Annotated in this window: 25 protein-coding genes; 12 read left to right on the top strand and 13 right to left on the bottom strand. The window is 64.6% G+C overall.

What is annotated here, in order from left to right:
• Positions 1-83: 83 nt before the first annotated feature.
• From ACWFUC_RS01445 to pilM, 5 genes are read right to left on the bottom strand one after another with little or no spacing between them, the layout of a single operon-like run.
• Complete coding sequence (locus ACWFUC_RS01445) at positions 84-2,120, bottom strand: type IV pilus secretin PilQ (RefSeq protein WP_489623899.1); 2,037 nt, start codon at positions 2,118-2,120, stop codon at positions 84-86.
• Positions 2,117-2,764, bottom strand: coding sequence for a hypothetical protein (locus ACWFUC_RS01440; RefSeq protein ID WP_489623898.1), 648 nt, complete (start codon positions 2,762-2,764; stop codon positions 2,117-2,119). Before ACWFUC_RS01440 ends, ACWFUC_RS01445 begins: the two co-directional genes overlap by 4 nt.
• Positions 2,761-3,348: a hypothetical protein gene (locus tag ACWFUC_RS01435; protein ID WP_489623897.1), complete on the bottom strand. Its 588-nt coding sequence runs from the start codon at positions 3,346-3,348 to the stop codon at positions 2,761-2,763. Before ACWFUC_RS01435 ends, ACWFUC_RS01440 begins: the two co-directional genes overlap by 4 nt.
• Positions 3,345-3,929, bottom strand: coding sequence for a pilus assembly protein (locus ACWFUC_RS01430; protein WP_489623896.1), 585 nt, complete (start codon positions 3,927-3,929; stop codon positions 3,345-3,347). The genes ACWFUC_RS01435 and ACWFUC_RS01430 overlap by 4 nt, the downstream gene beginning before the upstream one ends.
• Before the next feature lie 8 nt (positions 3,930-3,937).
• Positions 3,938-4,837, bottom strand: coding sequence for a type IV pilus biogenesis protein PilM (gene pilM, locus ACWFUC_RS01425; protein WP_489623895.1), 900 nt, complete (start codon positions 4,835-4,837; stop codon positions 3,938-3,940).
• A 352-nt stretch (positions 4,838-5,189) separates the two neighbouring features.
• Between pilM and ACWFUC_RS01420 the strand changes: the two genes are divergently transcribed.
• Positions 5,190-7,505 (top strand): penicillin-binding protein 1A, encoded by a 2,316-nt coding sequence (locus tag ACWFUC_RS01420; RefSeq protein ID WP_084319835.1) that lies wholly within the window; start codon positions 5,190-5,192, stop codon positions 7,503-7,505.
• A 143-nt stretch (positions 7,506-7,648) separates the two neighbouring features.
• On the opposite strand, the gene ACWFUC_RS01415 is transcribed toward ACWFUC_RS01420, so the two are convergent.
• From ACWFUC_RS01415 to ACWFUC_RS01400, 4 genes are all read right to left on the bottom strand, one after another.
• Positions 7,649-8,836, bottom strand: a complete 1,188-nt coding sequence (locus ACWFUC_RS01415; RefSeq protein WP_134223514.1) for a serine hydrolase domain-containing protein — start codon at positions 8,834-8,836, stop codon at positions 7,649-7,651.
• Positions 8,837-8,874: 38 nt separating this feature from the next.
• Positions 8,875-9,633 (bottom strand): 7-cyano-7-deazaguanine synthase QueC, encoded by a 759-nt coding sequence (gene queC / locus ACWFUC_RS01410; protein WP_489623894.1) that lies wholly within the window; start codon positions 9,631-9,633, stop codon positions 8,875-8,877.
• A gap of 121 nt (positions 9,634-9,754) precedes the next feature.
• A complete protein-coding gene (locus ACWFUC_RS01405; protein WP_489623893.1) occupies positions 9,755-10,525 on the bottom strand; it encodes a DUF3108 domain-containing protein in 771 nt (256 codons plus the stop codon).
• A gap of 158 nt (positions 10,526-10,683) precedes the next feature.
• A complete protein-coding gene (locus tag ACWFUC_RS01400) occupies positions 10,684-11,829 on the bottom strand; it encodes a DUF3108 domain-containing protein (protein WP_489623892.1) in 1,146 nt (381 codons plus the stop codon).
• A 110-nt stretch (positions 11,830-11,939) separates the two neighbouring features.
• Here ACWFUC_RS01400 and ACWFUC_RS01395 point away from each other — a divergent pair, with 110 nt between their 5' ends.
• From ACWFUC_RS01395 to rfaE2, 4 genes are all read left to right on the top strand, one after another.
• On the top strand, positions 11,940-13,244 hold the full coding sequence (locus tag ACWFUC_RS01395; protein ID WP_252696487.1) for a branched-chain amino acid ABC transporter substrate-binding protein: 1,305 nt from the start codon (positions 11,940-11,942) through the stop codon (positions 13,242-13,244).
• Positions 13,245-13,273: 29 nt separating this feature from the next.
• Positions 13,274-14,146, top strand: a complete 873-nt coding sequence (locus tag ACWFUC_RS01390) for a PhaM family polyhydroxyalkanoate granule multifunctional regulatory protein (protein ID WP_489623891.1) — start codon at positions 13,274-13,276, stop codon at positions 14,144-14,146.
• 137 nt (positions 14,147-14,283) lie between these two features.
• Positions 14,284-15,138 carry a ferritin family protein gene (locus tag ACWFUC_RS01385; protein ID WP_034331293.1) on the top strand — a complete coding sequence of 285 codons (855 nt, stop codon included), beginning with the start codon at positions 14,284-14,286 and terminating at the stop codon, positions 15,136-15,138.
• Between the two features lie 124 nt (positions 15,139-15,262).
• The gene (rfaE2, locus tag ACWFUC_RS01380; RefSeq protein WP_034331294.1) at positions 15,263-15,745 is read left to right on the top strand and encodes a D-glycero-beta-D-manno-heptose 1-phosphate adenylyltransferase; all 483 of its coding nucleotides are present in this window, start codon (positions 15,263-15,265) and stop codon (positions 15,743-15,745) included.
• Positions 15,746-15,823: 78 nt separating this feature from the next.
• Here the strand turns inward: rfaE2 and ACWFUC_RS01375 are convergent, their stop codons facing one another.
• Together ACWFUC_RS01375 and ACWFUC_RS01370 are read right to left on the bottom strand one after the other, a co-directional pair.
• The gene (locus ACWFUC_RS01375) at positions 15,824-16,342 is read right to left on the bottom strand and encodes a copper chaperone PCu(A)C (RefSeq protein WP_259433368.1); all 519 of its coding nucleotides are present in this window, start codon (positions 16,340-16,342) and stop codon (positions 15,824-15,826) included.
• An 88-nt stretch (positions 16,343-16,430) separates the two neighbouring features.
• Positions 16,431-16,817: a DUF2946 family protein gene (locus ACWFUC_RS01370; protein ID WP_310841396.1), complete on the bottom strand. Its 387-nt coding sequence runs from the start codon at positions 16,815-16,817 to the stop codon at positions 16,431-16,433.
• Positions 16,818-17,028: 211 nt separating this feature from the next.
• On the opposite strand from ACWFUC_RS01370, the gene ACWFUC_RS01365 reads away from it, so the two are divergent.
• From ACWFUC_RS01365 to ACWFUC_RS01350, 4 genes are all read left to right on the top strand, one after another.
• Complete coding sequence (locus ACWFUC_RS01365) at positions 17,029-18,009, top strand: ABC transporter substrate-binding protein (protein ID WP_489637422.1); 981 nt, start codon at positions 17,029-17,031, stop codon at positions 18,007-18,009.
• A 166-nt stretch (positions 18,010-18,175) separates the two neighbouring features.
• A complete protein-coding gene (locus ACWFUC_RS01360) occupies positions 18,176-19,147 on the top strand; it encodes an ABC transporter substrate-binding protein (RefSeq protein ID WP_343742682.1) in 972 nt (323 codons plus the stop codon).
• Between the two features lie 142 nt (positions 19,148-19,289).
• Complete coding sequence (locus ACWFUC_RS01355; RefSeq protein WP_034331299.1) at positions 19,290-20,183, top strand: ABC transporter permease; 894 nt, start codon at positions 19,290-19,292, stop codon at positions 20,181-20,183.
• Between the two features lies 1 nt (position 20,184).
• A complete protein-coding gene (locus tag ACWFUC_RS01350) occupies positions 20,185-20,979 on the top strand; it encodes an ABC transporter ATP-binding protein (protein ID WP_034331301.1) in 795 nt (264 codons plus the stop codon).
• 61 nt (positions 20,980-21,040) lie between these two features.
• Here ACWFUC_RS01350 and ACWFUC_RS01345 read toward each other — a convergent pair whose 3' ends face one another.
• Positions 21,041-21,523: a tRNA (cytidine(34)-2'-O)-methyltransferase gene (locus ACWFUC_RS01345; protein ID WP_039783793.1), complete on the bottom strand. Its 483-nt coding sequence runs from the start codon at positions 21,521-21,523 to the stop codon at positions 21,041-21,043.
• Positions 21,524-21,560: 37 nt separating this feature from the next.
• On the bottom strand, positions 21,561-22,412 hold the full coding sequence (locus ACWFUC_RS01340) for a ComF family protein (protein WP_286865193.1): 852 nt from the start codon (positions 22,410-22,412) through the stop codon (positions 21,561-21,563).
• A 136-nt stretch (positions 22,413-22,548) separates the two neighbouring features.
• Between ACWFUC_RS01340 and ACWFUC_RS01335 the strand changes: the two genes are divergently transcribed.
• The 3 genes from ACWFUC_RS01335 to coxB all read left to right on the top strand — a co-directional run bounded on the left by ACWFUC_RS01335 (position 22,549) and on the right by coxB (position 25,573).
• Positions 22,549-23,493: a methyltransferase domain-containing protein gene (locus ACWFUC_RS01335; RefSeq protein WP_209584522.1), complete on the top strand. Its 945-nt coding sequence runs from the start codon at positions 22,549-22,551 to the stop codon at positions 23,491-23,493.
• Between the two features lie 426 nt (positions 23,494-23,919).
• Positions 23,920-24,390, top strand: coding sequence for a DUF2244 domain-containing protein (locus ACWFUC_RS01330; RefSeq protein WP_489623890.1), 471 nt, complete (start codon positions 23,920-23,922; stop codon positions 24,388-24,390).
• 22 nt (positions 24,391-24,412) lie between these two features.
• Positions 24,413-25,573 carry a cytochrome c oxidase subunit II gene (gene coxB, locus ACWFUC_RS01325; RefSeq protein ID WP_489623889.1) on the top strand — a complete coding sequence of 387 codons (1,161 nt, stop codon included), beginning with the start codon at positions 24,413-24,415 and terminating at the stop codon, positions 25,571-25,573.
• The last annotated feature ends 11 nt before the right edge of the window (positions 25,574-25,584 follow it).

Raw genomic sequence — 25,584 nt, 5'->3', positions numbered from 1 at the left:
CCGGCGCAGCGGGCCTGGAATAGCGATTTTACCGTTCTTTGGCCCGCCACCGGGGAAAAATCCCGTGGCCGGGGCCTTCCGGCTCAATACGGGCGCGGCCCGGCGACGATGCGCGGGGTCAGGAAGATCAGCAGCTCGGTCTTGTCCCGCACCTTGCTCTGGCTGCGAAACAGCGCCCCCAGCACCGGGAGGTCGCCCAGCAGCGGTACCCGCGTCTCGTGGTCGTTGTCGGTCTGGGTGTAGATGCCGCCGATGACCACCGTGCCGCCATCCTCGACCTGGACCTTGGTCTTGATGTGCTTGGTGTTGATGGCCAGCCCGCCCGGCGTGACGCTGCCCCGGCTGTCCTTGTTGACGTCCACGTCGAGGATCACGTTGCCGTCCGGGGTGATCTGGGGCGTGACCTCCAGCTTGAGGTTGGCCTTCTTGAAGGCGGTGGCGGTGCTGCCATTGCCGACAGATTGCTGGTAGGGAATTTCTTCGCCCTGCTCGATCAGCGCTGCCTGCTGGTCGGCCGTGATCAGGCGCGGGCTGGAGACGATCTTGCCGCGCCCGTCGGCTTCCAGTGCCGAGAGTTCGACGTTGAGGAAGCGCCGGGCAGCGGCATTGAAGAGGGTGAAGGCGAAGCTGCCCGGGGCTGCGCCGCTGAGGCCGTCGGCGCGCAGGTTCAGGGCCGGTTCGCGCAGGGTGAGATCGGGTGTGGCCGGCGTCTGGCCACTCTGTTCAGCGATGGCCGCATAGCCGTTGCCGACGGCGGCAACGCGTGTGGTGGCGGCCAATCCCAGCTTGATGCCGAGATTGCGCGAAAAGCTGTCGTCGGCCTCGACAATGCGGGCTTCGATGAGCACCTGGCGCGAGGCCACATCGATGCGCTCGATCAGCTTGCGTACATTGGCCAGTACGGCCAGCGTGTCGGTGACCAGCAACTGGTTGGTGTGGCTGTCGATCATGGCGCTGCCACGGCGCGACAGCAGGGCATTGCGGCGATTGGCCTGGGTGCTGCCGTCTTCGCCGATGCCCAGCGCCTTGCGCAGGGTGTCGGCGCGCTGATAATTGAGCTGGAAGCTCTCGGCGTGCAAGGGTTCGAGGTCGGCGATCATGGCCTTCTGCTCCAGCTCCAGTCGCTCGCGCGCCAGCATCTCGTCGCGCGGCGCGATCCACAGCACTTCGCCATGACGGCGCATTTCCAGCCCCCGGGCCTGCAGGATCAGGTCCAGCACCTGTTCCCAGGGCAGGTCCTTCAGGCGCAGGCTCAGCTGGCCCGTGACCGTATCGCTGGCCACGATGTTGACGCCGCTGTGCTCGGCCAGCACTTGCAGGGCGGTACGCACCTCGATGTTCTGGAAGTTCAGCGACAGCCGGGGGCCGCCGTAGGTCTTGCCTTCCTGCAAGCCGGCCGCCGCAATCCCGGTCAGAGCCGATTTGACCGGCAGGACATCGATCATCAGCCGGCGTTTGCTCTGATAGGCCTGGTAGCGCCACTGGCCCTGCATCTCCAGGACCAGGCGCGCGCCGTCCTGATGGCCGTAAGCACGGTATTGCAGGACCGGCGTGCCCATCTGTCCGGTCTCGACCAGCCGCCGCAGGGCCAGCGGGACGGTCGCACTGGCGATGTCGACGACCAGGCGTCCTCCCAGCTGGCGTACCTGCACGGTATGTGCGTGGCTGCCCATGTCCACTGCCAGGTGCGCCTCGCCCTGTGGGCCGCGGCGCAAGTCGATCGCTTGCAGCGCAACGGGATCGGAGGGCGGCTGCAGCGTCAGGTCCACCAGCAGGCGATCTTCTTCGGCGCGCAGTTGGTAGATGGCGGCATGCTTGAGCAGCACCTGCAGGCGCAGGCGGTCATCATCTTCGGCGAGCTGGATGCGCTTGACCAGCCCGCTGCCGTTCAGGGACCGCGCAAGTGTTGCCGCAGCCGTGCTCCGGGGCAGGTCGAGGACCAACTGCGGCGGCTCGATCAACAGGAAGTTCTGGACCAGTGCCGGGTCCACCGGTGCCTGCAACTGCAGTTCCAGGGTCGTACCGTCTGCACGGGGATGGAGATGGATGGCCAGCAGGCGGTTTTCCGCCAAGGCAGCGTGGCTCGCCAGCAGGGCCAGCAGGAACAGGATCATTTTCATGGCGACATTCCGGGACGGATCAGGCGGCGACGTGTGTTGCGCTGGGAAGTTCGCGCCGGGACCTTGCGCGCAGGAGCGATGGCCATCGGGCTGGCAGCGGGGAGGGTGCTCATGGCAATGGTCTGTCGAGCAGCGTCGTCCTGGCCGATGTCGAGGGCGTCTTCGCGTACCGCCAGGACACGTCCGAGGCCGCCAGGCAACGTATCCCCGGTTTGCAACTGCCTGGTGCTGCCCTCCAGTTCAGCGATGGCGATCCACTCCTGATCACGGCGCAGCGTACCCAGCAGGCGCAGGACGGGCGTCGGAAGCGGGGCAATCGGGGCGGCGGCCGGGACTGGACTGTTTTCTTCATCCTCCTCATCTTGCGCGCGAACCCGTGAGGCGGCCGGTCGCGTCGGACTGGCGGGCGCAAGCGCGCCGAGCTGGAAGGGATCGGGCAACTCGCTGTCCTCGCCGGGGAGGCTGTCTTCCGTCGCCGCGTCGGAGAGGGCGGCAGCAGGAAGGGGCAGGGTGGAAGAGGGCCGGACCTGCGTGATCCACATCCGCGTGGCGTGGACTTCATCGGGATGGTCGAGCGCCATCATTGCGCCCATCACCAGCCCCGCCAGCAAGACCGGCAGCGCTGCCAGCCAGAGCGGGCTCATGGCGCGCTCTCCTTCGTCGCGGTGCCGGACAGGCTCGCCGTCACCAGTGCGCTCACGGAGGCATTCATCTGCAACTCGCTTTGCCCGTCCTGTTCGACGACATTGACATCGAGCCGCTCGACCATCACAGGCAAGGGCAGGCTGCTGACCAGTTCCACAAAGCGCAGCAGGCCGGCATGAGTGCCGCGCAGCACGATGGCCGCGGCCAGCTTGCCGCTCAATGGCTTGAAGGAGGACAGCGTCAGCCCGCATTCACTGGCGCGGCGGGCCAGCTTGGCTTGCAGCAGCTCCGGCTGCAGCTGCTCGGGCGGCCACAACTGGCTCTGCTGTGCGGCCAGCTGTACCGCCAGCGCCCGTTCGCGTGATTGCAGGACAGGCAGTTGCGCCTGCTGCGTCAATGCCGCCTGGTATTGCACGCGCAGATCCTGCTGCCGTTGGCGCGCGGACCGCCGTGCCTCATCCAGTTCGCTCACGGCCAGCAGCAGGCCACTGCCTGCACACGCCAGCAGGGCCAGCAAACACAAGGCCAGCCGGGGCAGCAACGGCCAGTGCGCGGGATGGGTCTGCCAGCGCGACTGGTTCACGGTGCGGCCACCTTGGCTGCGGTTGCGGGGGCGGGCGCGGGGGACGTGCCCGTCTGCAAGGCCGGCAGGGGGATGGCCAGGATGAAGGCATAGGCACCGTCTTCGACGTGCAGGTCATGCAGGGTGGCCCCCTCCAGGCCGGCAGCACCCAGCGCGGCGGTAAAGTCGCGGACTTCCTGCGCGCTGGCCGCCTGGCCGCGCAATTCGCCGCGATCGCCTTGCAGCAACAGGCGGTGCAGGCGGATCTTGCCCGCGCTTGCCTGCGCCGCTCGGGCGGCAGCCCGCAGCAATTGCGCCGACTGCTGGCGGCGTTTGCCGAGATGCTGGTGTGCCGTGATCTGCTTTTCCAGCGCGGCGATCTGGCTGCGCAACTCGGCCGTTTGCCTGGCCCGGGGGGCCAGGGTATGCAACTCGCCGGTCAACAGCACATTGGCTTTTTGCAGTGAGGCCGTGTGCAAGGAAACGCGCCAGCCGGGGAAGGCCGCCAGCGCGATGCCCAGCAGCAGGAAGAAGACCAGCACTCGATAGAAATTCCGTTCCCGCGTGCGCCGCCGCTGTGCCGGTGACTGAGAGAAATCCATGTCGCATCTCATGCCAGTCCCTCCCAGGCCAGGGCCAGTGCCAGCTGGTAGTCCGGCGGCATCAGCGCCGCGATCTGCGGCGTCAGCACCAGCGAGGAGGGAGGCGCGGCCACCCGGGCCTCCAGCCCCGCGTACTTGACGAAGGCGCGGGCAATCGTGCCGAGAGACGGATGGTCGCCACTCAGGAGCAGGCGACGCGGCAGGGGTTTCAGCAAGGGCGCGGCGTGCGCCAGCAGGGCCAGGTGCCCGCCGCGGGCGCTGACCTCCGGCAAGGCGTGGCTGGGACCCTCGCCGTGCAGCAGCCAGCGGGCGCTGCGATCCAGGCGCAGCACGGCGGTCTCGCCGGGAAGCCGGTCGTCGCGCAGCCAGGCGGCCAGGCACAGGTCTTCCGGTGCCAGGGTGACCAGCGGCCGGCCCACCGCTGCAGCCAGCGACAGGCGGTCTTCGATGATGAGCCGGGAGGCGGCCACCGCCAGTACCTGCTGGTCCGAGGGCGAGCCCGGCGGCGGACCCAGTTCACGGTAGTCCATGGCGTGATCGTCAGCGGCGATGCCGTGGGCCGCGAGTTCGGATTGCACTTGCCGCCAGCGTTGTACCGGGTGGCTGTCGGCCGGCAGCACGAGTCGGCGTCCGGTGAGGCCTTGCACCGGGACCGCCAGCGCCAGGGCGGCACCCTGGCAGCCGGCCTCATCCAGCAGGGAGCGGCAGATCAGGGTCAAGGCCTCGAAGTCGGTGATCTGTCCGTCCCGGCAGATCACTCCGCCGGTGAGCCGCTGCGTCAGCTTCAATAACTGCGCGCGGCGGCCGCTACGGCGCAGCAGCGCCAGCCGCACACGGTCGGTCGCGATGTCGAGGCCTGCGCACAGGCGCGGGGTGCCGAGGCCGAAAAAGTGGGGTAAGCCTGTCATATGCCGTTCTCATGCGGAGGGAAACCCCGGATTCTCCGGTCTGCGCGGCCAGGCGGGAATCGCTGAAACTTGAGGAATGCCCGTCAATTTGCAGCAATTTGCGCCCAATGCCGCACTTCCCCGCTCTCACTCCGGAACCGGCCTCCTGCCCTTTGGTCTATTTGCAACACCCGGCCGCGCGGCGGCTCAGGGCGAGCCGCTATAATGCGGGCTTGTTTCTTCCACTCCGGCTCTGGCCTGCAGCTTCGGCCTGCTTTAACGCTTAATTCGAATGTCTTCATCTTCCAACGGCGGCGATCAACCCAAACCGGCATCGGCGGATGCCCCCGCAGAAAAAGCGCCCCGCAAGCGCATGCACTGGTCGCTGCGCATCCTCCTGGGTTTGTTCGGTACCGTGCTGGGCCTGGTGGTGATGGTGCTGCTGGGCGTGACCTTCATCGTCGCCCTGACCTATCCCAAGCTGCCCGACCTCGATACGCTGACCGACTATCGCCCCAAGATCCCGCTGCGCATCTTCTCCGCCGATGGCGTGCTGATCGGCGAATTCGGCGAGGAGCGCCGCAACCTGGTCCACTTCAAGGACATCCCGGACATCATGAAGAAGGCCGTGCTGGCCATCGAGGATGACCGTTTCTACGAACACGGCGGTGTCGACTACCAGGGTATCGCCCGCGCCACCTTCTCCAACCTGTCCGGCGGCGGCGGCGGTGCTTCCACCATCACGCAGCAGGTGGCGCGCAACTTCTTCCTGACCAGCAACGAGCCGACCTTCCTGCAGAAGGCCACGCGCAAGTTTTTCTATGAGATTCCGCTGGCCTGGAAGATCGAGAACAACCTCACCAAGGACCAGATCCTCGAGGTCTACATGAACCAGATCTATCTGGGCCAGCGCGCCTATGGCTTCGCCTCGGCCGCCCAGATCTATTTCGGCAAGCAACTGAAGGACCTCACCATCGCCGAAGCAGCCATGCTGGCCGGCCTGCCCAAGGCCCCCTCGGCCTACAACCCGGTGGTCAATCCCAAGCGCGCGCACGCCCGCCAGCAGTACATCCTGCTGCGCATGCGGCAGCTGGGCTACATCACCGAGGCCCAGTATCAGGAAGCCAAGGATGAGGAACTGCGCGTCAAGGGAGACAGCTCGGCCTTTGGCATGCACGCCGAATACGTGGCCGAAATGGCGCGCCAGCTGGTCTATGCGCAATACAAGGACGAGACCTACACGCGTGGCCTGAACGTCTTCACCACCATCACCAAGGCCGACCAGGACGCCGCCTACATCGCCCTGCGCCGCGGCATCATCGACTATGAGCGCCGCCATGGCTATCGCGGTCCGGAAGGCTACATGGAGCTGCCGGAGAAGGCCACCAAGGAAGTGGTGGAAGATGCGGTTGAAGTGGAACTGGCCGACCATCCCGACAGTGACGACATGGTCGCCGCCGTGGTGCTGGAGGCCAAGCCCAAGGAAATCACCGCCATGCTCTCGACCGGCGAAGAGATCAGCATCTCCGGTGCCGGCCTGGGCTTCGGTGCCAACCTGCTGTCGGACAAGGCACCGCCGCAGAAAAAGATCCGCCGTGGCGCCATCATCCGCGTGTTCCAGGATGGCAACAGCTGGATCATCACCCAGATGCCGGAAGTGGAATCGGCCTTCGTCTCGGTGAACTCGCGCGATGGTGCGATCCGCTCGCTGGTCGGCGGCTTCGACTTCAACCGCAACAAGTTCAACCACGTCACGCAGGCGTGGCGCCAGCCGGGTTCGTCGTTCAAGCCCTTCATCTATTCGTCGTCGCTGGAAAAGGGCCTGTCGCCGGCCACCATCATCAATGATGCGCCGCTGACCTTCACCCAGACCGGCGGCCAGGTGTGGCAGCCGAAGAACTACGGTGGCAAGTTCGAAGGCCCGATCTCGATGCGCCGCGCCTTGCAGAAGTCGATCAACCTGGTGTCCATCCGCATCCTGGAGCGCGTGGGCGTGAAGTATGCGCAGGAATACATCACCCGCTTCGGTTTCGATGCCGACAAGAACCCGCCCTACCTGACCCTGGCGCTGGGCGCGGGCAACGTCACGCCGCTGCAGATGGTGGGCGCGTATTCGGTGTTTGCCAACGGCGGCTACAAGATCAATCCCTACCTGATCACCAAGGTCACCGACAGCAACGGCGAAGTCCTCTCGCAGGCCAAGCCGGCTACTGCCGAGGATGAATCCAATCGCGTCATCGATGCACGCAATGCCTTCATCATGGACAGCATGCTGCGCGACGTGGTGCGCCATGGCACCGCCGTCAAGGCCTTGTCGCTCAAACGCACCGACCTGGCCGGCAAGACCGGTACCACCAACGATTCCATGGATGCCTGGTTCGCCGGCTATCAACCGGGCCTGACCGCGATTGCGTGGATTGGCTATGACCAGCCCAAGAGCCTGGGCGACCGCGAAACCGGTGGCGGCCTGGCCCTGCCGGTGTGGATCAGCTACATGTCCAAGGCGCTCAAGGATGTGCCCAACGTGGACCGCAAGGTGCCGGATGGCGTGATCGAATCGGGCGGCGAGTACTACTATGCCGAGTTCCCGCCCAGCGCAATGGTGCGTGACCTGGGCATGGGCGATCGCGGTGGACTGACGCCGGAAGAAGAAAAAGCCAAGACGCAGATGAAGAACGAGCTGTTCTGATTTCTGATTTTCGATGAACGGATCAAAAAATATAAACGATTTATATCATTTAAATTTTTTCCGTTGATCGCTGCTTCAAACAAAAACCGCCTGTTGCAAGACAGGCGGTTTTTTTCATGGCCATCGGTATGCGGCAGGCCAGCTTACTCCTTGCCCGACACCACATGGCTGATGCTGCGCATGGCCAGCATGGTCAGCACTTCATCCTGCTCCGTGCCGTAGTCGCTGAGTTTGACGATGACCGTGCGCGTGGCCGGGTTGACGTAGATGTACTGGCCGAACACGCCGATGGCCGAGAAGTCGCGGTCATTGGCATTGCCCGGCGGGATCCACCAGCCATCGCGATAATCCAGCGCATTGCCGTTGTTGACCGGCTGGCGTGGCTCGGCGGCCCAGGCCGGGCTGACGATCTGCTGCTCGCCGATGCGGCCGCCATGCAGATAGAGCAAACCGAGGCGGGCGAAGTCGCGCGCCGTGGTATTGAGGCAGCAGAAGGCCTTCTCCACGCCATGCTGGCGGCTGTCCACGCTCCAGCTGGCGTCCTGCTCCATGCCCAGCGGCTCCCACAGCGCCTGCTGGGCGAAGTCGGACAGGCGCATGCCGGTGGCGCGCGCCAGCACCCGCGACAGGATCAGCGTATCGACGCTGCGATATTCGAAGCGAGAACCCGGTGCAAAGCGCAAACCACTGCGGCGGGCGATGAAACGCTGCAGGTCGGTGCTGACGAACATGCGCACCACTGGCGAGGCGAGCGAACCGCCGTAGTTTTCATCGACATCGATGCCGGAGCGCATGTCCAGCAACTGGCCGATGGTGATGTTGGCGTAAGCGGGGGAAATCTCATCGGGTTTCAGATAGCGGCCAATGGGATCATTGAGCGATCGGATCTTGCCCTGTTTCAGCGCCACACCGGTCAGCGCCGAGACGAAGGACTTGGCCACCGAGAAGGAAGTGAAGCGCGAATTGGCATCGTAGCCATCGATGTAGCGCTCATAGACCACGCTGCCATCTTGGATCACCACAAAGGCGTGCGCCGCCGTGCCCTTGATGAAATCGATCAGCGGCAGGCGCTTGCCGTCTTTCCAGGGCACATCAATGTTGAGCGGGCGCAGCGCGGTGGGCAGCGGCTGTGGATGCGAGGATCGTGCAATCGGGTTGTCCTCGAATACCTTGAAGCTCTGACTGCGCGGGGTCAGGTCGAATTGCAGGTCGACCAGCGCGGGCAGGCTGGGCAGGTCGGCGATGCGGCGGCCGATCTCGGCGCTGGCCAGCAGCACCAGCAAGGCGGCGGCGCTGCGGGCGAGCAGAAGGGTGGTGCGGGCTTGGGGCATGAGGCTCGCTCTTGGAATGGTGAGCCTATTGTGCCCGATTACCCGGCGCTTTTGCGTGCCGCGTACTGTTGATAGCCACGGGCGCGCAGTTCGCAGGCCGGGCATTTGCCGCAGCCATGGCCCCAGTCATGCAGCTGGCCGCGTTCGCCCAGGTAGCAGGTGTGGGTGTCGGCGCGGATCAGGTCCACCAGCGCGGTGCCGCCCAGCGATTCGGCCAGGGACCAGGTCTCGGCCTTGTCGATCCACATCAGCGGGGTTTCCACCTTCAGTTGCGTGGCCATGCCCAGGTTGAGCGCCACTTGCAGCGCCTTCATGGTGTCGTCGCGGCAATCGGGATAACCGGAAAAATCGGTCTCGCACATGCCGCCGACCAGCACGTTCAAGCCACGGCGATAAGCCAGCGTGGCGGCCACGGTCATGAACAGCAGGTTGCGGCCGGGCACGAAGGTATTGGGCAGGCCGTTGTCCTGCATGGCGATGGCGACATCGCGTGTCAAGGCCGTGTCGGAAATCTTGCCGATCAGCGACAGGTCGATCATGTGATCCTCGCCCAGGCGTGCTTGCCATGCGGGCGAGAAGGCTTTCATCTTTTCCAGCAGGGCCGGACGCACTTCCAGTTCGATGGCATGGCGCTGGCCGTAGTCGAAGCCGATGGTCTCCACCCGTTGATAGCGGGACAGCGCCCAGGCCAGGCAAGTGGTGGAATCCTGTCCGCCGGAGAAGAGCACCAGGGCGCTCTGGGTGCTGAGGGTCGGGGCGATGGCGGGAGTGGCGGGATTGGCGGGATTGGCGGACATGGTCGGGCTCAACAAGTAATCGGAATCGGGGGGAATCAGGCGCGTGATGGGGGCGAAAAACGCACGCGGGGCCAGGCGGCATCGCTGCCGGCCTGGCCCCGCGCCTGCAATAGCGGCAAGCTTAGTTGGTTTTCTTGACCGAATCCAGCACCTGCTCGATATAGTCGCCATTGGGATCGGTGAACTTCAGGCGCACCGGATACCACTCCATCTTCGGTGCCAGCCAGATGTCGAGTTTCTGGGCCTGGTCGTCCGGGGGCGGATTGCGGAACAGGTGCAGCGCTTCGGTCTCGCCCTGGGCGGTCTTGATCTTTTCGCGGCCCACCACCTTGAAGGTCCACTGCTCGGCATCACGCGGACCGGCCACGAAGAAATTCCACTCCGAACCCGGCTTCATCTTGGCGGCATTGGCACGGGCAATCGCCACGAACTGCCAGGTGATGCCGGTGCGGTCCTGCTCGCCCCCCTGCAGCGGAAAGCTATCGGCCGATTCGGTGAAGGTGATCTTGTTCTGTTCGCGATTGAAGGTGGTGGTGGTCGGTTCGCGGCGCAGGCGCTTTTCGACGAAACGCGACGGGGCCAGGCCGTAGGCGTCGATGCTGCCCTCACTGCTGGTTTCCAGGATCTTGCCCAGCAGCATGGCGCGGGTTTCGGTGTTGACGCTGTAGGCGGTCTTGCTCTGCGTCCACTTGACCAGGCCTTCCCCCTTCAGATCGAGGCCGCTCTGCTTGGCGGTGATGGCGTAATGCAGCTCGGCCGAAGGCGGCAGGTTGAAGGGGCGCTTGTCCACCGGATGCGGACCGTCGGCGGCCAGGGCGGGCGCGCTGGCGATCAGGGCGGCCAGCGGCAGCGCAGCGAGGGTGGTTTTGAGGCGATATGAAAGAAATGTCATGGCGAGCTCTTCGTGTTGGTCTCTGTGGGGCTCGGCGATGAGGCAATGCCGAGCCATATGAAGGAATACGACCAAAATGCCGGAGGGCGGTTCTGCCGTCCGGGCGCGTAATTGTGCGCAATTGTTTCCGATTTTGACAGGGCTTGCAGGATCTGGTCTTACTGGTCCACCGGTTTGAGGCCCGACAGGTCCAGTTGGGTGTAGTCGCCATTGGGCCGCAGGTCGGTATAGCGCACCCGCACCGGATACCACTCATGCTGCGGGGCGAGCCAGATATCGACGCGGTCGTCATAGGAGCCGGGCTTGGGCTGGCGCACCACATGCCAGGTCTGGACGGTGCCGACGGGCAGCGTCAGGCTTTCCTGGCCCAAGACCTGCACGCGCCAGATTTCGCCATCGCGCACGCCGGCCACGAACAGGTCGATCACCGCGCCCGGCTGGAGCTGGCCGGGATCGCCCCGGCCGATGGCGGCCAGTTGCCAGATCAGGCTGGCGCGGTCCTGTTCGCCGCCCCGGCGCGGGTAGCTGGTGGTGGAGGCGGAAAAACTGACGACGTTGCGTTCGCGATTGAAATGGGTGTTGGTGGCCGACTTGAAGCCCTTCTGTTCCGTATAGAGCTCGGGCGAGACGCCCCAGGCATCAAGCTCGCCCACGCTGGTGAAATTGAGAAGCGTGAAGAACAGCGCCTTGGCCTTGCCTTCCACCTTGTAGTGATCGCCCTCGTTGTGCCATGCGATGCTGCCGCGGCCGTAGGCCGGCTGCTGGTCCTTGGTGCCGGTGACGTCGTATTCCAGCAGCACGCTGGGCGGGGCGCTGGTCTGGTATTGCTTGCCGGTGGCGGCCTCGGGCGCATCGCCGCTGCCGGTTGCGGTGCTGGCGGTGCCGCTGCCCGGTCCGCTGCCTGGCGACGCCGGGCCCGCAGTTTCCGCAGCGGAGGGCGCTGCGGCCGTTTGCGGCGCTTCCGGGGCAGGCGTGGTGATGCGTTCCACGGTCTCGCGGATAGGCTCGTCTGGCGGTTCGACGGAGGGCTCGGGCGCGCGCCGTGGCTGTGGTGCCGGGCGACTGGCGGGAGTGGACGGTTTGGCCGTCTTCGGTGGTACCGGCTTGGGTGTCGGCAGTGCCACCGGCTGCTCCGGCGGCGGCACCGGGCGCAGTTCCACCGTGATGGCCTGTTCCTGCGTCCGGCCCGGCATCACGATCTGGCGCCGGCCCCAGTCCACCAGCGCGGCGTGCAGTGCCAGGCTCGATGCAATCAGGATCAACAGGCGCGGCCAGCGCCGGGTGGGACGGGAAACTTCGCTCATGCCCGCCAGTGTATCGGATCATGCAAGGAGCGTCGTGGGGGCGCAGGGCAAAGGAGGGCCATTTCAAACAACGTACAATGCGGGTTTTGCCGCTGTCTCTTGCAGAATCGATGAACCTGTCCCTGTCTTTCCGCCTGCCCCTGCGCATGTTCCCGGCCGCCCTGCTGGCGCTGGCCGCCGTTTCCACCCCGGTTTCCAGCGTTGCCGCACCCTTGCCGCCGGTGCGCATCGGCATGATCGATGGCCTCTCCGGTCCTTTCGCCAATGCCGGTGAAGCGGTGGTGCGCAACATCAGCTACGCCATCGAGCGCGTCAATGCGCGCGGCGGCGTGAATCTGCCCGATGGCAAGCACCTGCTGCAGCTCTCCACCTTCGACAACAAGCTGGGCGTGGAAGACTCGCTGGTGCAGTTCCGCCAGTTGACGGACGAGCGCATTCCCTTCCTGATCGAAGGCAACAGCTCGGCCGTGGCTGCGGCCTTGATCGATGCGGTCAACAAGCACAACCAGCGCGAGCCGGACCGGCGCGTGCTGTTCCTGAATTATTCGGCGGTCGATCCCACGCTGACCAACGAGAAATGCAGCTTCTGGCATTTCCGTTTCGATGCCAGTGCCGACATGCGCATGCAGGCCCTGACCGAAGCCATCAAGGCTGATCCGGCGACCAAAAAGGTCTATCTGATCGGCCAGGACTACAGCTTCGGCCGCCAGGTCGCCAAGGCCGCGCGCGAGCAGATCACGGCCAAGCGGCCCGATATCGCCATCGTCGGCGACGAGCTGCATCCCATCGGCAAGATCAAGGATTTTGCGCCTTACATTGCCAAGATGCGCAGCGCCGGGGCCGACGCCGTCATCACCGGCAACTGGGGCAATGACCTGACGCTGCTGGTGAAGGCCGCACGTGATGCGGGCTTCAAGGCCAAGTTCTACACCTTCTATGCCAACAGCCTGGGCGCGCCTGCGGCCATCGGTGATGCGGGTGTGGGCGTGGTGCGTGCGGTGGCGGAATGGCATCCCAATGCCGGCGGCAATCCGGGCTCGCCCAGCGACGCCTACTACCAGGAATTCCGCAAGCGCTACCCGCAGCCCAAGGATGATTACCTCTACCTGCGCATGCAGGTGATGATCGACATGCTGGTCAAGGCCATCGAGAAAGCCAGGAGCACCGATCCCAAGGCGGTTGCATATGCATTGGAAGGCGCGCATTATCAGAACGCCTTCCACGAGGCGACCTTGCGGGCCGAGGATCACCAGCTGATCCAGCCGCTCTACCTGATGCAGATGCAGCGCGCCGACAGCGGCGGCATCCGCTTCGACAATGAGGGCAGCGGCTTCGGATTCCGTACCGAGCGCTTCATCCCGGCCGAGCAGACCGCACTGCCGAGCACCTGCCGGATGCAGCGCCCGCCACGCTGAGCACGACACCACAACAAGAGGAGCGATCAATGTTGAACCATGAGCAGATGCCGGGCGCAGGCTCGGTAGCCGATACCATCGATTTCATGAAGAAGATGTGGAGCAGCATGGGCGCCCCCGCCATGGCCACGCCTTCGCTGTCGGTGGAGGACATCAACAAGAAGATCAGCGACCTGAAGACCGTGGCCTCCTGGCTGGAGCTGAACCTGAACATGCTCAAGGCCACCATCCAGACCCTGGAAGTGCAGAGCGCGACCCTCTCCACCCTGCAGGCCATGAGCGAAATCATGGCCTCGCGCGGCACGCCCCAGGCCGAGGCCGCGGCGGAGGAAGAGGGCAGCGCGGCCCCGGCTTTCCCCTTCGGTTTCCCGATGTGGCCGGGAGCAGGCGCCCAGCCCGAAGAAGCGCCTGAAGAAGAGGAAGAACTTGCTTCCGCGCCTGAAGTTGCAGAGGAGCAAGCTGCTGCGCCGCAGGCCGATGCCGAGCCCGCTGCAGAAGTCGAGGGCAGCGTCCCGCCGGCCCCGGATTTCCAGTCCGCCATCGCCAATCCCAATGCCTGGTGGAATGTGTTGCAGGAGCAATTCAAGCACGCCGTCGGCAACGCCTTGGCCGGGGGCCTGGCTGAGCAGGAACCGCTGTTGAAGCCCGCCAAGCCGCCCAAGCCCGAGAAGGCCTCCAAGCGTAGCGAAAATAAGACAGTTGCCCCCAGGCCCAAGGCAGGCGTCAAAGCCAAGCCTGCTGGCGCTCCCAAGCCGGCCAAGGGGGCCAAGACGGCGCCGAAGAAGCCACCGGTCAAGAAAGCGCCCAAGCGTGCGGAAAATACGAGCGCGCCCGCCCGGACGGCTGTTGTACAATCCCGGCAAAACAAGAAGCCAGCCTCCCGCAAGCCAAATTCCCCCTGATCCTCGCCATGGCAGAGCCTGGCCCCGGGCGCAGCCGCGCCGGGTCTCTGTCATATTGCTGAAACCTGACCGTTTTAGTATGGATCGGGAAAATCTTGTTAAAATCAAACACTTAACGCATATAGGCACATACTGAGATGCTGTACCCAGAATTGTTCAAATCGCTAGAGCAGGTCCGTTGGAATATGGATAAGGATATTCCCTGGGACAAGTTCGACGCTTCCTTGCTCACCGACGAACAGGCGCAGACCATCCGCATGAACGCCATCACGGAATGGTCGGCCCTGCCGGCTACCGAGATGTTCCTGCGCGACAATCGCGGGGACAGCGATTTCTCGGCATTCATGTCGGTATGGTTCTTCGAGGAACAGAAGCACTCGCTGGTGCTGATGGAATACCTGCGCCGCTTCCGCCCGGACCTGTGCCCGACCGAAGAGGAACTGCACAACGTGCGCTTCGAGTTCGATCCCGCCCCGCCGCTGGAAACCCTGATGCTGCACTTCTGCGGCGAGATCCGCCTGAACCACTGGTACCGGTGTGCCGCCGACTGGCACACCGAGCCGGTCATCAAGCAGATCTACAAGATCATCAGCCAGGACGAAGCCCGCCACGGCGGCGCCTACCTGCGCTACATGAAGAAGGCCCTGAACGAAGTGGGCGACAAGGCCCGTGCCGCCTTCGCCAAGATCGGCGTGTTGATGGCCTCGGCGCGCCGCACCGAGAAGCCGCTGCACCCGACCAACCTGCACGTGAACCAGGCGCTGTTCCCCAACGACACCGTCCAGAGCCGCCTGCCGGATCCGGAATGGCTGGAACGCTGGCTGGACAACCAGATCAAGTTCGACGGCGAGTGGGAAAAGAAGGTCGTGGACCGCATCCTGCACAACATGTCGCTGCTGTTCGAAAGGACCTTCAGCAACGTGCAGGAGCTGAACCGCTACCGCAAGGAAGTGACCCAGCGCATCCTGCCGCCGGGTACGGCGGCCGCCTGACAGGGAAAAATCCTTCACAGGCAGCAAGGCAGTACAATCACGAAAGCCGCAACCCAGGTTGCGGCTTTTTTCATGCTGCACTCAGCAATCAATCACCCGCTTACCCGAACCGATCCCGATCAAGATGGCCGACTTCGAATCCAAACTCTGTACCCGCGACGAACTCCAGCAGCGCGTAGCGCAATTGCCCAAGCCGGTGGTGATGACCAATGGCGTCTTCGACATCCTGCATCGCGGCCACGTGACCTACCTGGCGCAGGCCCGCGCCCAGGGTGCGTCGCTGGTGGTGGCAGCCAATACCGATGCCTCCGTCAAGCGCCTGGGCAAGGGCGATGACCGTCCCATCAACACCTGCGAAGACCGCATGGCGGTACTGGCGGCGCTGGAATCGGTGTCGCTGGTAGTCCCCTTCGATGAAGACACTGCGCTGGAAGCCGTGCAGCAGGCGCGTCCGGAGATCTACGTCAAGGGCGGCGACTACGACATGCACGCCATCCCCGAAGGCCAGGCCGTGGCGGCTTATGGCGGCCAGGTGCTGTCGATTGCCTTCGAACATGACCGCTCCACCACCAAGCTGCTGGCCAAGGTGCGCAAGCTGGCCGGCTGATCGCGGTACGCTGCAAACGACAAGGCCGGCAGGAGCATCGCTCGCTGCCGGCCTTGCCGTTTCAGGCTGCCCGGTGGATCAGTGGTGCATGTGGCCCTTCATGTCCTTCATGTCATCCTTGCCCGCCGCTGCCGCATTGCGGTCCTCGACGTTGAAGGTCACGTCGACCTTGCCCGCCTTCTCGAAGGTCAGCGTGGCCGGCACCTTCTCTCCCGCCTGCAGCGGCTTGGACAGGCCCATCAGCATGATGTGGTAGCCATTGCCCGGCTGCATGGTGATCTTCTGGCCGGGTTTGACTTCCAGACCGCCCTCGACTTCGCGCATCTTCATGACGTTGCCTTCCATGGCCATGGTGTGGATTTCACCCGACTTGGCCACCGGCGAGGACACGCCCACCAGGCGATCCGGCGCGCTGCCCTTGTTCTCGATGCTCACGTAGGCACCGGCGGCCGGCTGGCCGGGAACCGTCGCGCGGGCGTAGGGATGGCCGATTTCCAGCTGGCCCAGCTTGTATTCATGGGCCTGTGACAGCGGGGCGGCAGCCAGCAGGGCGGAGGTGATGGCCAGGGTGGCCAGCTTTTGGACGAAATGCTTCATATCAGTGATTCCTGGTTGTCTTGTTCATGTCTGGAATGCGGGCGCGCGGCCTGCATGGGTGGGCGCAAAGGCCCGGGGGACGGCGGGTTCAGGCCGGTGGTGCACGGGCCCGCGGCGAACCCGGTGCCAGGCTGAGCGGACGCAGGCGTAGCGCGGTGCCGGCCAGCGGATAGCTGATGCCCGTCAAGACCGTAGTATCGAAGGAAGCATCCGCTGCCGGCGTGGCCGCCTGGCCGCCGCAACAGAGCGGGCAATGGCTGGCCGCCAGATGCGCCGGTGCATTGCCGGAAGCGCCGCCGCCCACGCTGCAGATGGCCATGGCCGGACTGTCGCGCAGGGTGCGCGCGGCGGCCTGCTGCCACCAGGGCGCAGCCACCATCGCCAGCAGCAGCGCCAGGCTGGTCCACACCTGCAGGCGCAGCCAGGGGCGGCGCAAGGCAAGTCGTGTGGGGGAGGGGCGCAGGCGGGAAGACATGGGGCCTGATTATAGCGCCCGTCGCCCTTTTTGCCCGGCGCGCTGCTTGATCCCGATCAGGGGATGTCCCGCAATGCGAGCCGCCCGGCACGCCTGCCAGCGCGGGCGGCGGCGGTCCTTCATGCAAATTGATTGTTGACAGGCGCTAGGCTAGACTTAGCGTCTTTTCGGGTTTTTGGGTTTTCGTTCACATTTTTCCAAGGGAGACTGCATGTCCTACACCAACAAGCTGACACTGCGCGCGATGGTCGCCGCCCTGTCCCTGGCTGCCGTCTGCGCAGCCCCGGCCATGGCTGCAGACAAATCGGTTGCCGTGACCGCCATCGTCGAACACCCGGCCTTGGACGCCGTGCGTGACGGCGTGAAGGACGAGCTGAAGGAAGAAGGCTTTGAAGCCGGCAAGAACCTGAAGTGGGAATACCAGAGCGCCCAGGGCAACACCGGCACCGCCGCCCAGATCGCCCGCAAGTTCGTCGGCGACAAGCCCGACGTCATCGTGGCCATTGCCACGCCCTCGGCCCAAGCCCTGGTATCGGCCACCAAGAGCATCCCGGTGGTCTATTCCGGCGTGACCGATCCGGTGGCCGCGCAACTGGTGAAGGACTGGAAAGCCTCCGGCACCAACGTCACGGGCGTGTCCGACCTGCTGGAACTGGACAAGCAAATCGACCTGATCAAGCGCGTGGTCCCCAACGCCAAGCGCGTGGGCATGGTCTACAACCCGGGCGAAGCCAACTCCGCCGTGGTGGTCAAGGCCTTGAAGGAACTGCTGGCCAAGTCCAACATGACCCTGGTGGAAGCCGCTGCTCCCCGCTCGGTGGACGTCGGTTCGGCCGCCAAGAGCCTGATCGGCAAGGTCGACGTGATCTACACCAACACTGACAACAACGTGGTGTCGGCCTATGAAGCGCTGGTCAAGGTCGGCAACGACGCCAAGATCCCGCTGGTGGCCTCCGACACCGACAGCGTCAAGCGCGGCGCCATCGCTGCCCTGGGCGTGAACTATTACGACCTGGGCCGCCAGACCGGCAAGGTGGTCGGACGCATTCTCAAGGGTGAAAAGCCGGGCGACATCGCCTCGGCCACCTGCAGCAAGCTGGAACTGTTCGTCAACACCGCCGCCGCCCAGAAGCAGGGCGTGACCCTGTCGCCGGAACTGGTGAGCTCGGCCAAGACCGTCATCAAGCAATAAACCAGGGTTCGCCTGAAGATCCCGCTGCCATGCGGGATCTTCCGTATCTGGCCGCAACAACGCAACAACGCAGCAACGCAGCAACGTAGCAAGATCTGCCCATACGCATAACGGGCCCGGTCGAGAGGAACGCCGAGGCCTGACCACCATGAACGAGGAGAGGACCATGTTTGCAGTATCGAAGTCATTGCGCGCCATCGCCGGCGCGCTCGCCCTGAGCGCCATCTGCGCGTCGGCCCTGGCCGCCGAGAAGGTGGTGGCCATCACCTCCTTCGTCGAACACCCGGCGCTGGACGCCGTGCGGGACGGTACCAAGGATGAACTGATCGCCGAGGGCTTCGAGCCCGGCAAGAATCTGAAGTGGGATTTCCAGAGCGCCCAGGCCAATGCCGGTACGGCCGGCCAGATCGCCAAGAAGTTCGTGGGGGACAACCCCGACGTGATCGTGGCCATCGGCACCCCGTCGGCGCAGCCGATGGTGGCCGCGACCAAGAGCATCCCCATCGTCTACTCGGCCATCGCCGATCCCATGGCCGCACAGCTGGTCAAGGACTGGAAGCCGTCCGGCACCAACGTGACGGGCCTGTCGCACATGCTGGACCCGGTCAAGCAGGTCGAGATCATCAAGCGCGTGGTGCCCGAGGCCAAGCGTGTGGGCGTGGTTTACAATCCGGGCGAAGCCAATTCCGTGTCGGCCCTGAACAACCTCAAGGGCGAGCTGCAGAAAGCCGGCCTGACCCTGGTGGAAGCCGCCGCGCCCCGTTCGGTGGATGTGGCCCCGGCCGCCAAGAGCCTGATCGGCAAGATCGACGTGATGTACACCACCACCGACAACAACGTGGTCTCGGTCTTCGAGTCGCTGGCCAAGGTCTGCAATGACGCCAGGATCCCGCTGATCGCCTCCGACACCGGCAGCGTCAAGCGCGGTGCCGTGGCCGCCCTGGGCGTGAACTTCTACGACATGGGCCGCCAGACCGGCAAGGTCGTGGCCCGTATCCTGAAGGGCGAGAAGGCCGGCGAGATCGCTTCGTCGCCGGTCAAGAATCTTGAGCTGTACGTCAATACCTCGGCGGCGCAGAAGCAGGGCGTGACCCTGTCGCCGGAGTTTTTGAAGTCGGCCACCAAGGTCCTCAACTGAAACAGAGCATGACCGCAGTCTGATTCGTCGGCCATGCACCGCCGGCGCGGCACCACCCGTGCAGCGCCGGCGCCACGCAGAAGACATTCGGCATTGGCGTACCGCGCCGTGCCGAATGTGTTTTTTTTAGAAAGTCCTTTTTATGTCGCTGTATACCCTCCTGGGCGCCCTGGAGATCGGCCTGATCTTCAGTCTGGTGGCCCTCGGCGTGCTGATTTCCTTCCGCATCCTGGTGTTCCCTGACCTGACCGTCGACGGCAGCTTCCCGCTGGGCGGTGCCGTGGCCGCCACCATGATCGCAGCCGGTTTCAATCCCTTCCTCGCCACCTTCGTCGCGCTGCTGGCCGGTGCGCTGGCCGGTTTCATCACCGCCTGGCTGAACGTGCGCCTGAAGATCATGGACCTGCTGGCCAGTATCCTCATGATGATCGCGCTGTACTCGATCAACCTGCGCGTCATGGGCAAGCCCAACGTGCCGCTCATTTCCGAGCCGACCATCTTCACCATTCTGCAGCCGGGGTCGATTCCCGACTACGTGGCCCGACCGCTGATCCTGCTGGTGGTGGTGACTGGCGCCAAGCTGCTGCTGGACTGGTTCTTCTCTTCCGAGATCGGCCTGGCCATGCGCGCCACCGGTGCCAATGCCCGCATGGCGCGTGCCCAAGGCATCGCCACCGGCCGCGCGACGCTGGCCGGCATGGCCCTGGCCAATGCCCTGGTGGCCCTGGCCGGCGCCCTGTTTGCGCAGACCCAGGGCGGTTCCGACATCTCCATGGGCATCGGTACCATCGTCATCGGACTGGCTGCCGTCATCATCGGCGAGAACATCCTGCCGGCGCGCCGCCTGGTGTGGACCACGCTGGCGGTGATCCTGGGCGCGATCCTGTATCGCTTCTTCATTGCCCTGGCGCTCAACAGCGACTTCATCGGCTTGCAGGCGCAGGACCTGAACCTGGTGACGGCCGTGCTGGTGATGCTGGCGCTGGTGCTGCCCATGGGCAAGCGCAAACTGAAACTGCTGAGAAAGGGAGCCTGAAATGTTGAAAGCCACCGATCTCAAGATCACCTTCAATCCCGGCACGCCCATCGAGAACCCGGCCCTGCGCGGCCTCTCGCTGGAAATCCCGACCGGCCAGTTCGTGGCCGTGATCGGCTCCAATGGCGCCGGCAAGTCGACCTTCCTCAACGCCATCTCCGGTGACCTGCTGGTCGATACCGGCAAGATCGAAATCGACGGCACCGACGTCACCCGCAAGCAGGCGTGGGATCGCGCCGGCATGGTGGCGCGCGTGTTCCAGGATCCGATGGCCGGTACCTGCGAGGCGCTGACCATCGAGGAGAACATGGCGCTGGCGATGGCCCGTGGCCGCCGCCGCGGCTTCAACTTCGCCATTCGTGGCAAGATGCGCGAGCTGTTCCGCGAGAAGCTGGCCATCCTCAACCTGGGCCTGGAGAATCGCCTCACCGACCGTATCGGCCTGCTCTCGGGCGGCCAGCGCCAGGCGGTGAGCCTGTTGATGGCTTCGCTGCAGCCTTCGCGCATCCTGCTGCTCGATGAACACACGGCCGCGCTGGACCCGAAGACGGCCGCCTTCGTGCTGGAACTGACGGCCAAGATCGTCTCCGAGGCCAAGCTGACCACCATGATGGTGACCCACAGCATGCGCCAGGCGCTGGACTACGGCGACCGTACCGTGATGCTGCACCAGGGCCGCGTGGTGCTGGATGTCTCCGGCCCCGAACGCGCCGGGCTGGACGTGCCGGACCTGCTCAAGATGTTCGAGCAGACGCGCGGCGAGAAGCTCTCGGACGACGCCCTGTTGCTGGGCTGATCTGCCCTGCCAACGAAAACGGCTCCCTCGGGAGCCGTTTTTTCATGGGCGCAGCGGATCGTCAGCTGCCACCGTCATAGCCATTCTGCCGCCAGGCTTCATACACCACCACCGCCACCGTATTGGAGAGGTTGATGCTGCGATTGCCCGGCCGCATCGGCAGACGGATGCGCTGTGCCGTGGGGAAGGATTCACGCCGCTCCGGTGCCAGCCCGCGCGTTTCCGAGCCGAACACGAAGGTGTCGCCCGGACGGAAGGCCAGGCCGGCAAAGGGCGTGGACCCATGCGTGGTCATGGCGAACATGCGCGCCTCATCGAACTGCGGATCCTGGCGGCGATGGGCCAGGAACTGGTCCCAGTCCTTGTGCACCTGCATGTTGGCGTATTCGTGGTAATCCAGCCCGGCGCGCCGCATCTTGGCGTCATCGAGCGGGAAGCCGAGCGGCTCCACCAGGTGGAGTTGCGCGCCGGTATTGGCGCACAGGCGGATGATGTTGCCGGTATTGGGAGGGATCTCCGGCTCGACCAGGACGACGTGGAACAAACAATTCTCCTGCTATGTAAAGGATGGCCGGCCCGCTTCAGGTCGGCAGGGTGCGCGCAAAGACCAGGTTGGTCACGCGCCGGGCGCCGTGCCGCTTGAGCACGATCGCCACTTCATTCAAGGTCGCGCCGGTGGTCATGACATCGTCGACGATGCCCACATGCAGCCCGCGCACCTGGTCCATGGCCGCGAAGGGCAGGGCGAAGGCCGAACGCACGTTGCGCGCGCGTGCCCCGACCGGCAGGGCCGATTGGGCCTCGGTTTCCTTCTTGCGTTCCAGCAGGCGCGGCTGCACCGGGATGTCCATCAGCTTGCCCAGCGGCCGGGCAATTTCCAGTGCCTGGTTGAAGCCGCGTTCCTGCAATCGCGCCAATCCCAGCGGCACCGGGGCCAGCAAGGTCGGCATCGGCAGCTGCACGTCGCTGCCGGGCACCGGATTGCGGCGCGTGGCATCGAAGATCAATCGCGCCAGCAGCGGTGCCAGGCGCAGGTCGCCGCCGAACTTCAGCGCCAGCGCCAGCTGGTCGGACGGGGCGAAATAATCGGTGGCCACGATGGTGGCGTCGAAGGCCGGGCGGTCCTTGAGGCAGGCACCGCAGCGCAGTTCCTTGCCGGTCACCGGCATGGGCAGGGCGCACTGAATGCAGCGGCGGTGCTGGCGCGTGTAGAAACGCTTGTGGCAGGGCGCGCAAAGAGTCTCGCGTCCGGCCGCGCCGCACAGCGCGCAGGACGACGGCAGCAGTTGCGGCACATGCGCCAGCAGGCGCTGCAGCCAGCCGGGACCGGATGGCTTGCCCGGCCGGGCCGGCTTGCCGCCGACGGCGCGATAGGCGGTGCCAGGCTTGGCCTGGGGCGATGCGGCAGCGGGTTTGGAGGATTTGAGATCCATGCGAGGTGCGCCCGGGAAAAATGGATTTCGACTAAACTACGCGCATTATCGCATCAGCCCCGTGGATCGGCGCCCCTCTGCTGGCCGCCCGAGCTTGCCACGCTGCTGCGCAGTCCATCTTCCTGTTCCGTTGCCCATGTCCCTGCCGCCGCCTTCTGCCAGCGCCAAGCTGAGCGCTCCCATCGACCTGCCCCTGGTGCGCCGCCGTTTCGGCCAGCCCCAGCGCGTGGCCGAATCCGATTTCCTGCGCCGCGAAGTCTCGGCCCGCATGCAGGAGCGCCTGGCCCTGGTGAAAATCGCCCCGCGTGAAGTATTGGACGCCGGATGCGGCGAAGGGGCCGACCTGCCGGTGCTGCAGAAACGCTATCCCGAGGCGCAGGTGATCGGTCTGGACGGCGCCTACGGCATGCTGGCCAAGGCCGCCGACCACCAGCGCGGCGCGCAGACGGCCATGAACCGCCTGTTCGGCTCCATCAACAAGTGGCTCGGTTCCGGTCCGAATGCCGGTGGTCCCGAACTGGCCTGTGCCGACTTCGCGCGCCTGCCGCTGGCGGCCAATGCGCTGGACCTGGTCTGGTCCAACCTGGCCCTGCACTGGCATCCCCAGCCCGACCGCGTGTTTGCCGAGTGGCGGCGCGTGCTGCGGGTGGAGGGTTTGCTGATGTTTTCCTGCTTCGGCCCCGATACCCTGCGCGAAGTGCGCAGCGCCTTCGAACAAATCGATCTTGCACCGCACACCTTGCCCTTCGTCGACATGCACGACTTCGGCGACATGCTGGTCAATGCCGGCTTTTCCACACCGGTGATGGACATGGAAACCATCACCGTGACCTACGAAACGCCCCAGCGCCTGCTGGAAGACGTGCGCGCCTGGGGTGGCAATCCGCTGGAATCGCGGCGCCGCAGCATGATGAGCCGCAGCCAGTACCAGCGCCTGCTGGCGGCCTTCGAGGCCATGCGCAAGCCCGACGGCAAGATCCCGCTGACCTTCGAGGTCGTCTACGGCCACGCCTTCCGCCCGGTGCCCAAGACCACCGCGGCCGGCGAGAGCATCATTCGCTTCGAACGTCCGCCGCGATAGTCGAAACTTCATATAAGGCTTAGTCGCCCAGCTCTATCTGGCCTGCCCGATAGTTGCTGTATCGTTACGCCCTGCCTGTTCCTGCCGAAGCCTTCATATCGCCGCAAAGCCGCGCCCCTGGCGGATCTGCTGCCGCTATCCCGGCCCGCCGGACAGCCCGCAGGCGCCACCGTTGTCAATGCGGCGGTGCGTGCTTGATCCATGGCGACGTTAGCCCTTATACTCAAATGGGTAAAAAAATTCACACAAAGAAATTCCAGTACGAACGAATAGCAAGAATAAATAAAGACCGCAAAACGGATAGCCACGGAGTGCGCCCCACGCAAGACGGCCCCCGGCAAGAACGGGCTGGCCCGCATCCAGTGAGCATCCCCTGCGGTAAGAGACAGAGACACGCTCGACCGACAATCATGCTGGCGAGGTGCCATGGAGACGCGGGAATGGATATTGAAGCGCAATTGTTCGATTGCGCCACGCCAGCTGGCGTGGGTCTTCGCAGTCCTTTGTGCGGTTTCACTCACGGTCGCGCTGGGCTTCACGCTGCGCGGCGCTTGGATCATCCTGGTTTTTTCATGCATTGAACTGGTGGCGGTGGGCGCGGCCATGCTGGTCTACGCCCGTCACGCCACCGATCGCGAAGTGCTGGTGCTGGCCGATCATGGCCTGGAGGTGGAAGTCATCCAGGGTAGTCGTTCGCACCGCAGCAGCTTGCAGTTGCATGGCATGCGCATCGCTTTTCCTGTGGGCCGGCAGTCGCTGGTGGCCCTGGAAAGCCGGGGGCAGCGCGTGGAAATTGGCCGGTTCATGAGCTTGTGGCAGCGGCGCGCTTTGGTGCAGGAGCTGCAACAGGAACTGGCCGCCAGGGGTGGCGGGGTGGCAGCACTCTCATTCTTATAATTTTGGGCTTTTGAGGAAATCCATGAAACTTGCGAAGCGCCTTCAATCCTTGACCCTCGGTGCCTCGCTGCTGGCGGCCGGCTTGCCGGCCTGGGCAGTGGTGGATAGTCCGGGCGGACCGGCCGTGCTGCAGATGAATTTCCAGCCACCGGTGACCAAGATCGCCGAGCAGATCTATGACCTGCACATCCTGATGCTGATCATCTGCCTGGTCATCTTCGTGGCGGTCTTCGGGGTGATGTTCTATTCCATCATCAAGCACCGCAAGTCGGTCGGCCACAAGGCCGCCTCCTTCCACGAAAGCACGACCGTGGAAATCGCCTGGACCGTGGTGCCCTTCCTGATCGTCATCGGCATGGCCCTGCCGGCCACCAAGACCGTGGTGGCCATGAAGGACACCTCCAACGCCGACCTCACCATCAAGGTCACCGGCATGCAGTGGAAGTGGGGGTATGACTACCTCAAGGGCGATGGTGAAGGCATCTCCTTCCTCTCCAGCCTGGCTACGCCGCGCGAGCAGGTCACTGATCCGACGCTGAAGAAAAACGACAACTACCTCATCGAGGTCGACAATCCGGTGGTGGTGCCCGTCAACAAGAAGGTGCGCATCGTTACCACCGCCAATGACGTGATCCACTCCTGGACCATCCCCGCCTTCGGCGTGAAGCAGGATGCGATTCCCGGCTTCGTGCGCGACACCTGGTTCCGCGCCGAGAAGATCGGTACCTATCGCGGCCAGTGCGTGGAATTGTGCGGCAAGGATCACGCCTTCATGCCCATCGTGGTCAACGTGGTCAGCGATGACGACTACAAGAAATGGGTCGAGGGCAAGAAGAAGGAAATGGCCGCCAAGGCCGACGATCCCAGCAAGGTCTGGACGGTGGATGAGCTGAAGCAGCGCGGCGAGAAGGTCTATGCAGCCAACTGCGTGGCCTGCCACCAGGCCAACGGCAAGGGCGTGCCGGGAGCCTTCCCGGCGCTGGACGGCAGTGCCGTGGTCAATGGCGCCAAGGATGGCCAGATCCACATCCTGCTCAACGGCAAGAACGCCATGCCGGCCTGGAAGGGTGTCTTGAACGACACCGAAATCGCCGCCGTGATCACTTACACGCGCAACAGCTGGTCCAACAAGGCCCAGGAAAACATCGTGCAGCCGGCCGAAATCCTGGCCGCCCGCAAGTAATCGTTTGGAGA

This window comes from Herbaspirillum sp. Her4 (genome assembly GCF_057961335.1).
Note: the sequence above shows the minus strand (reverse complement) of the source record. Positions and strands in the feature narration are given on the sequence as shown.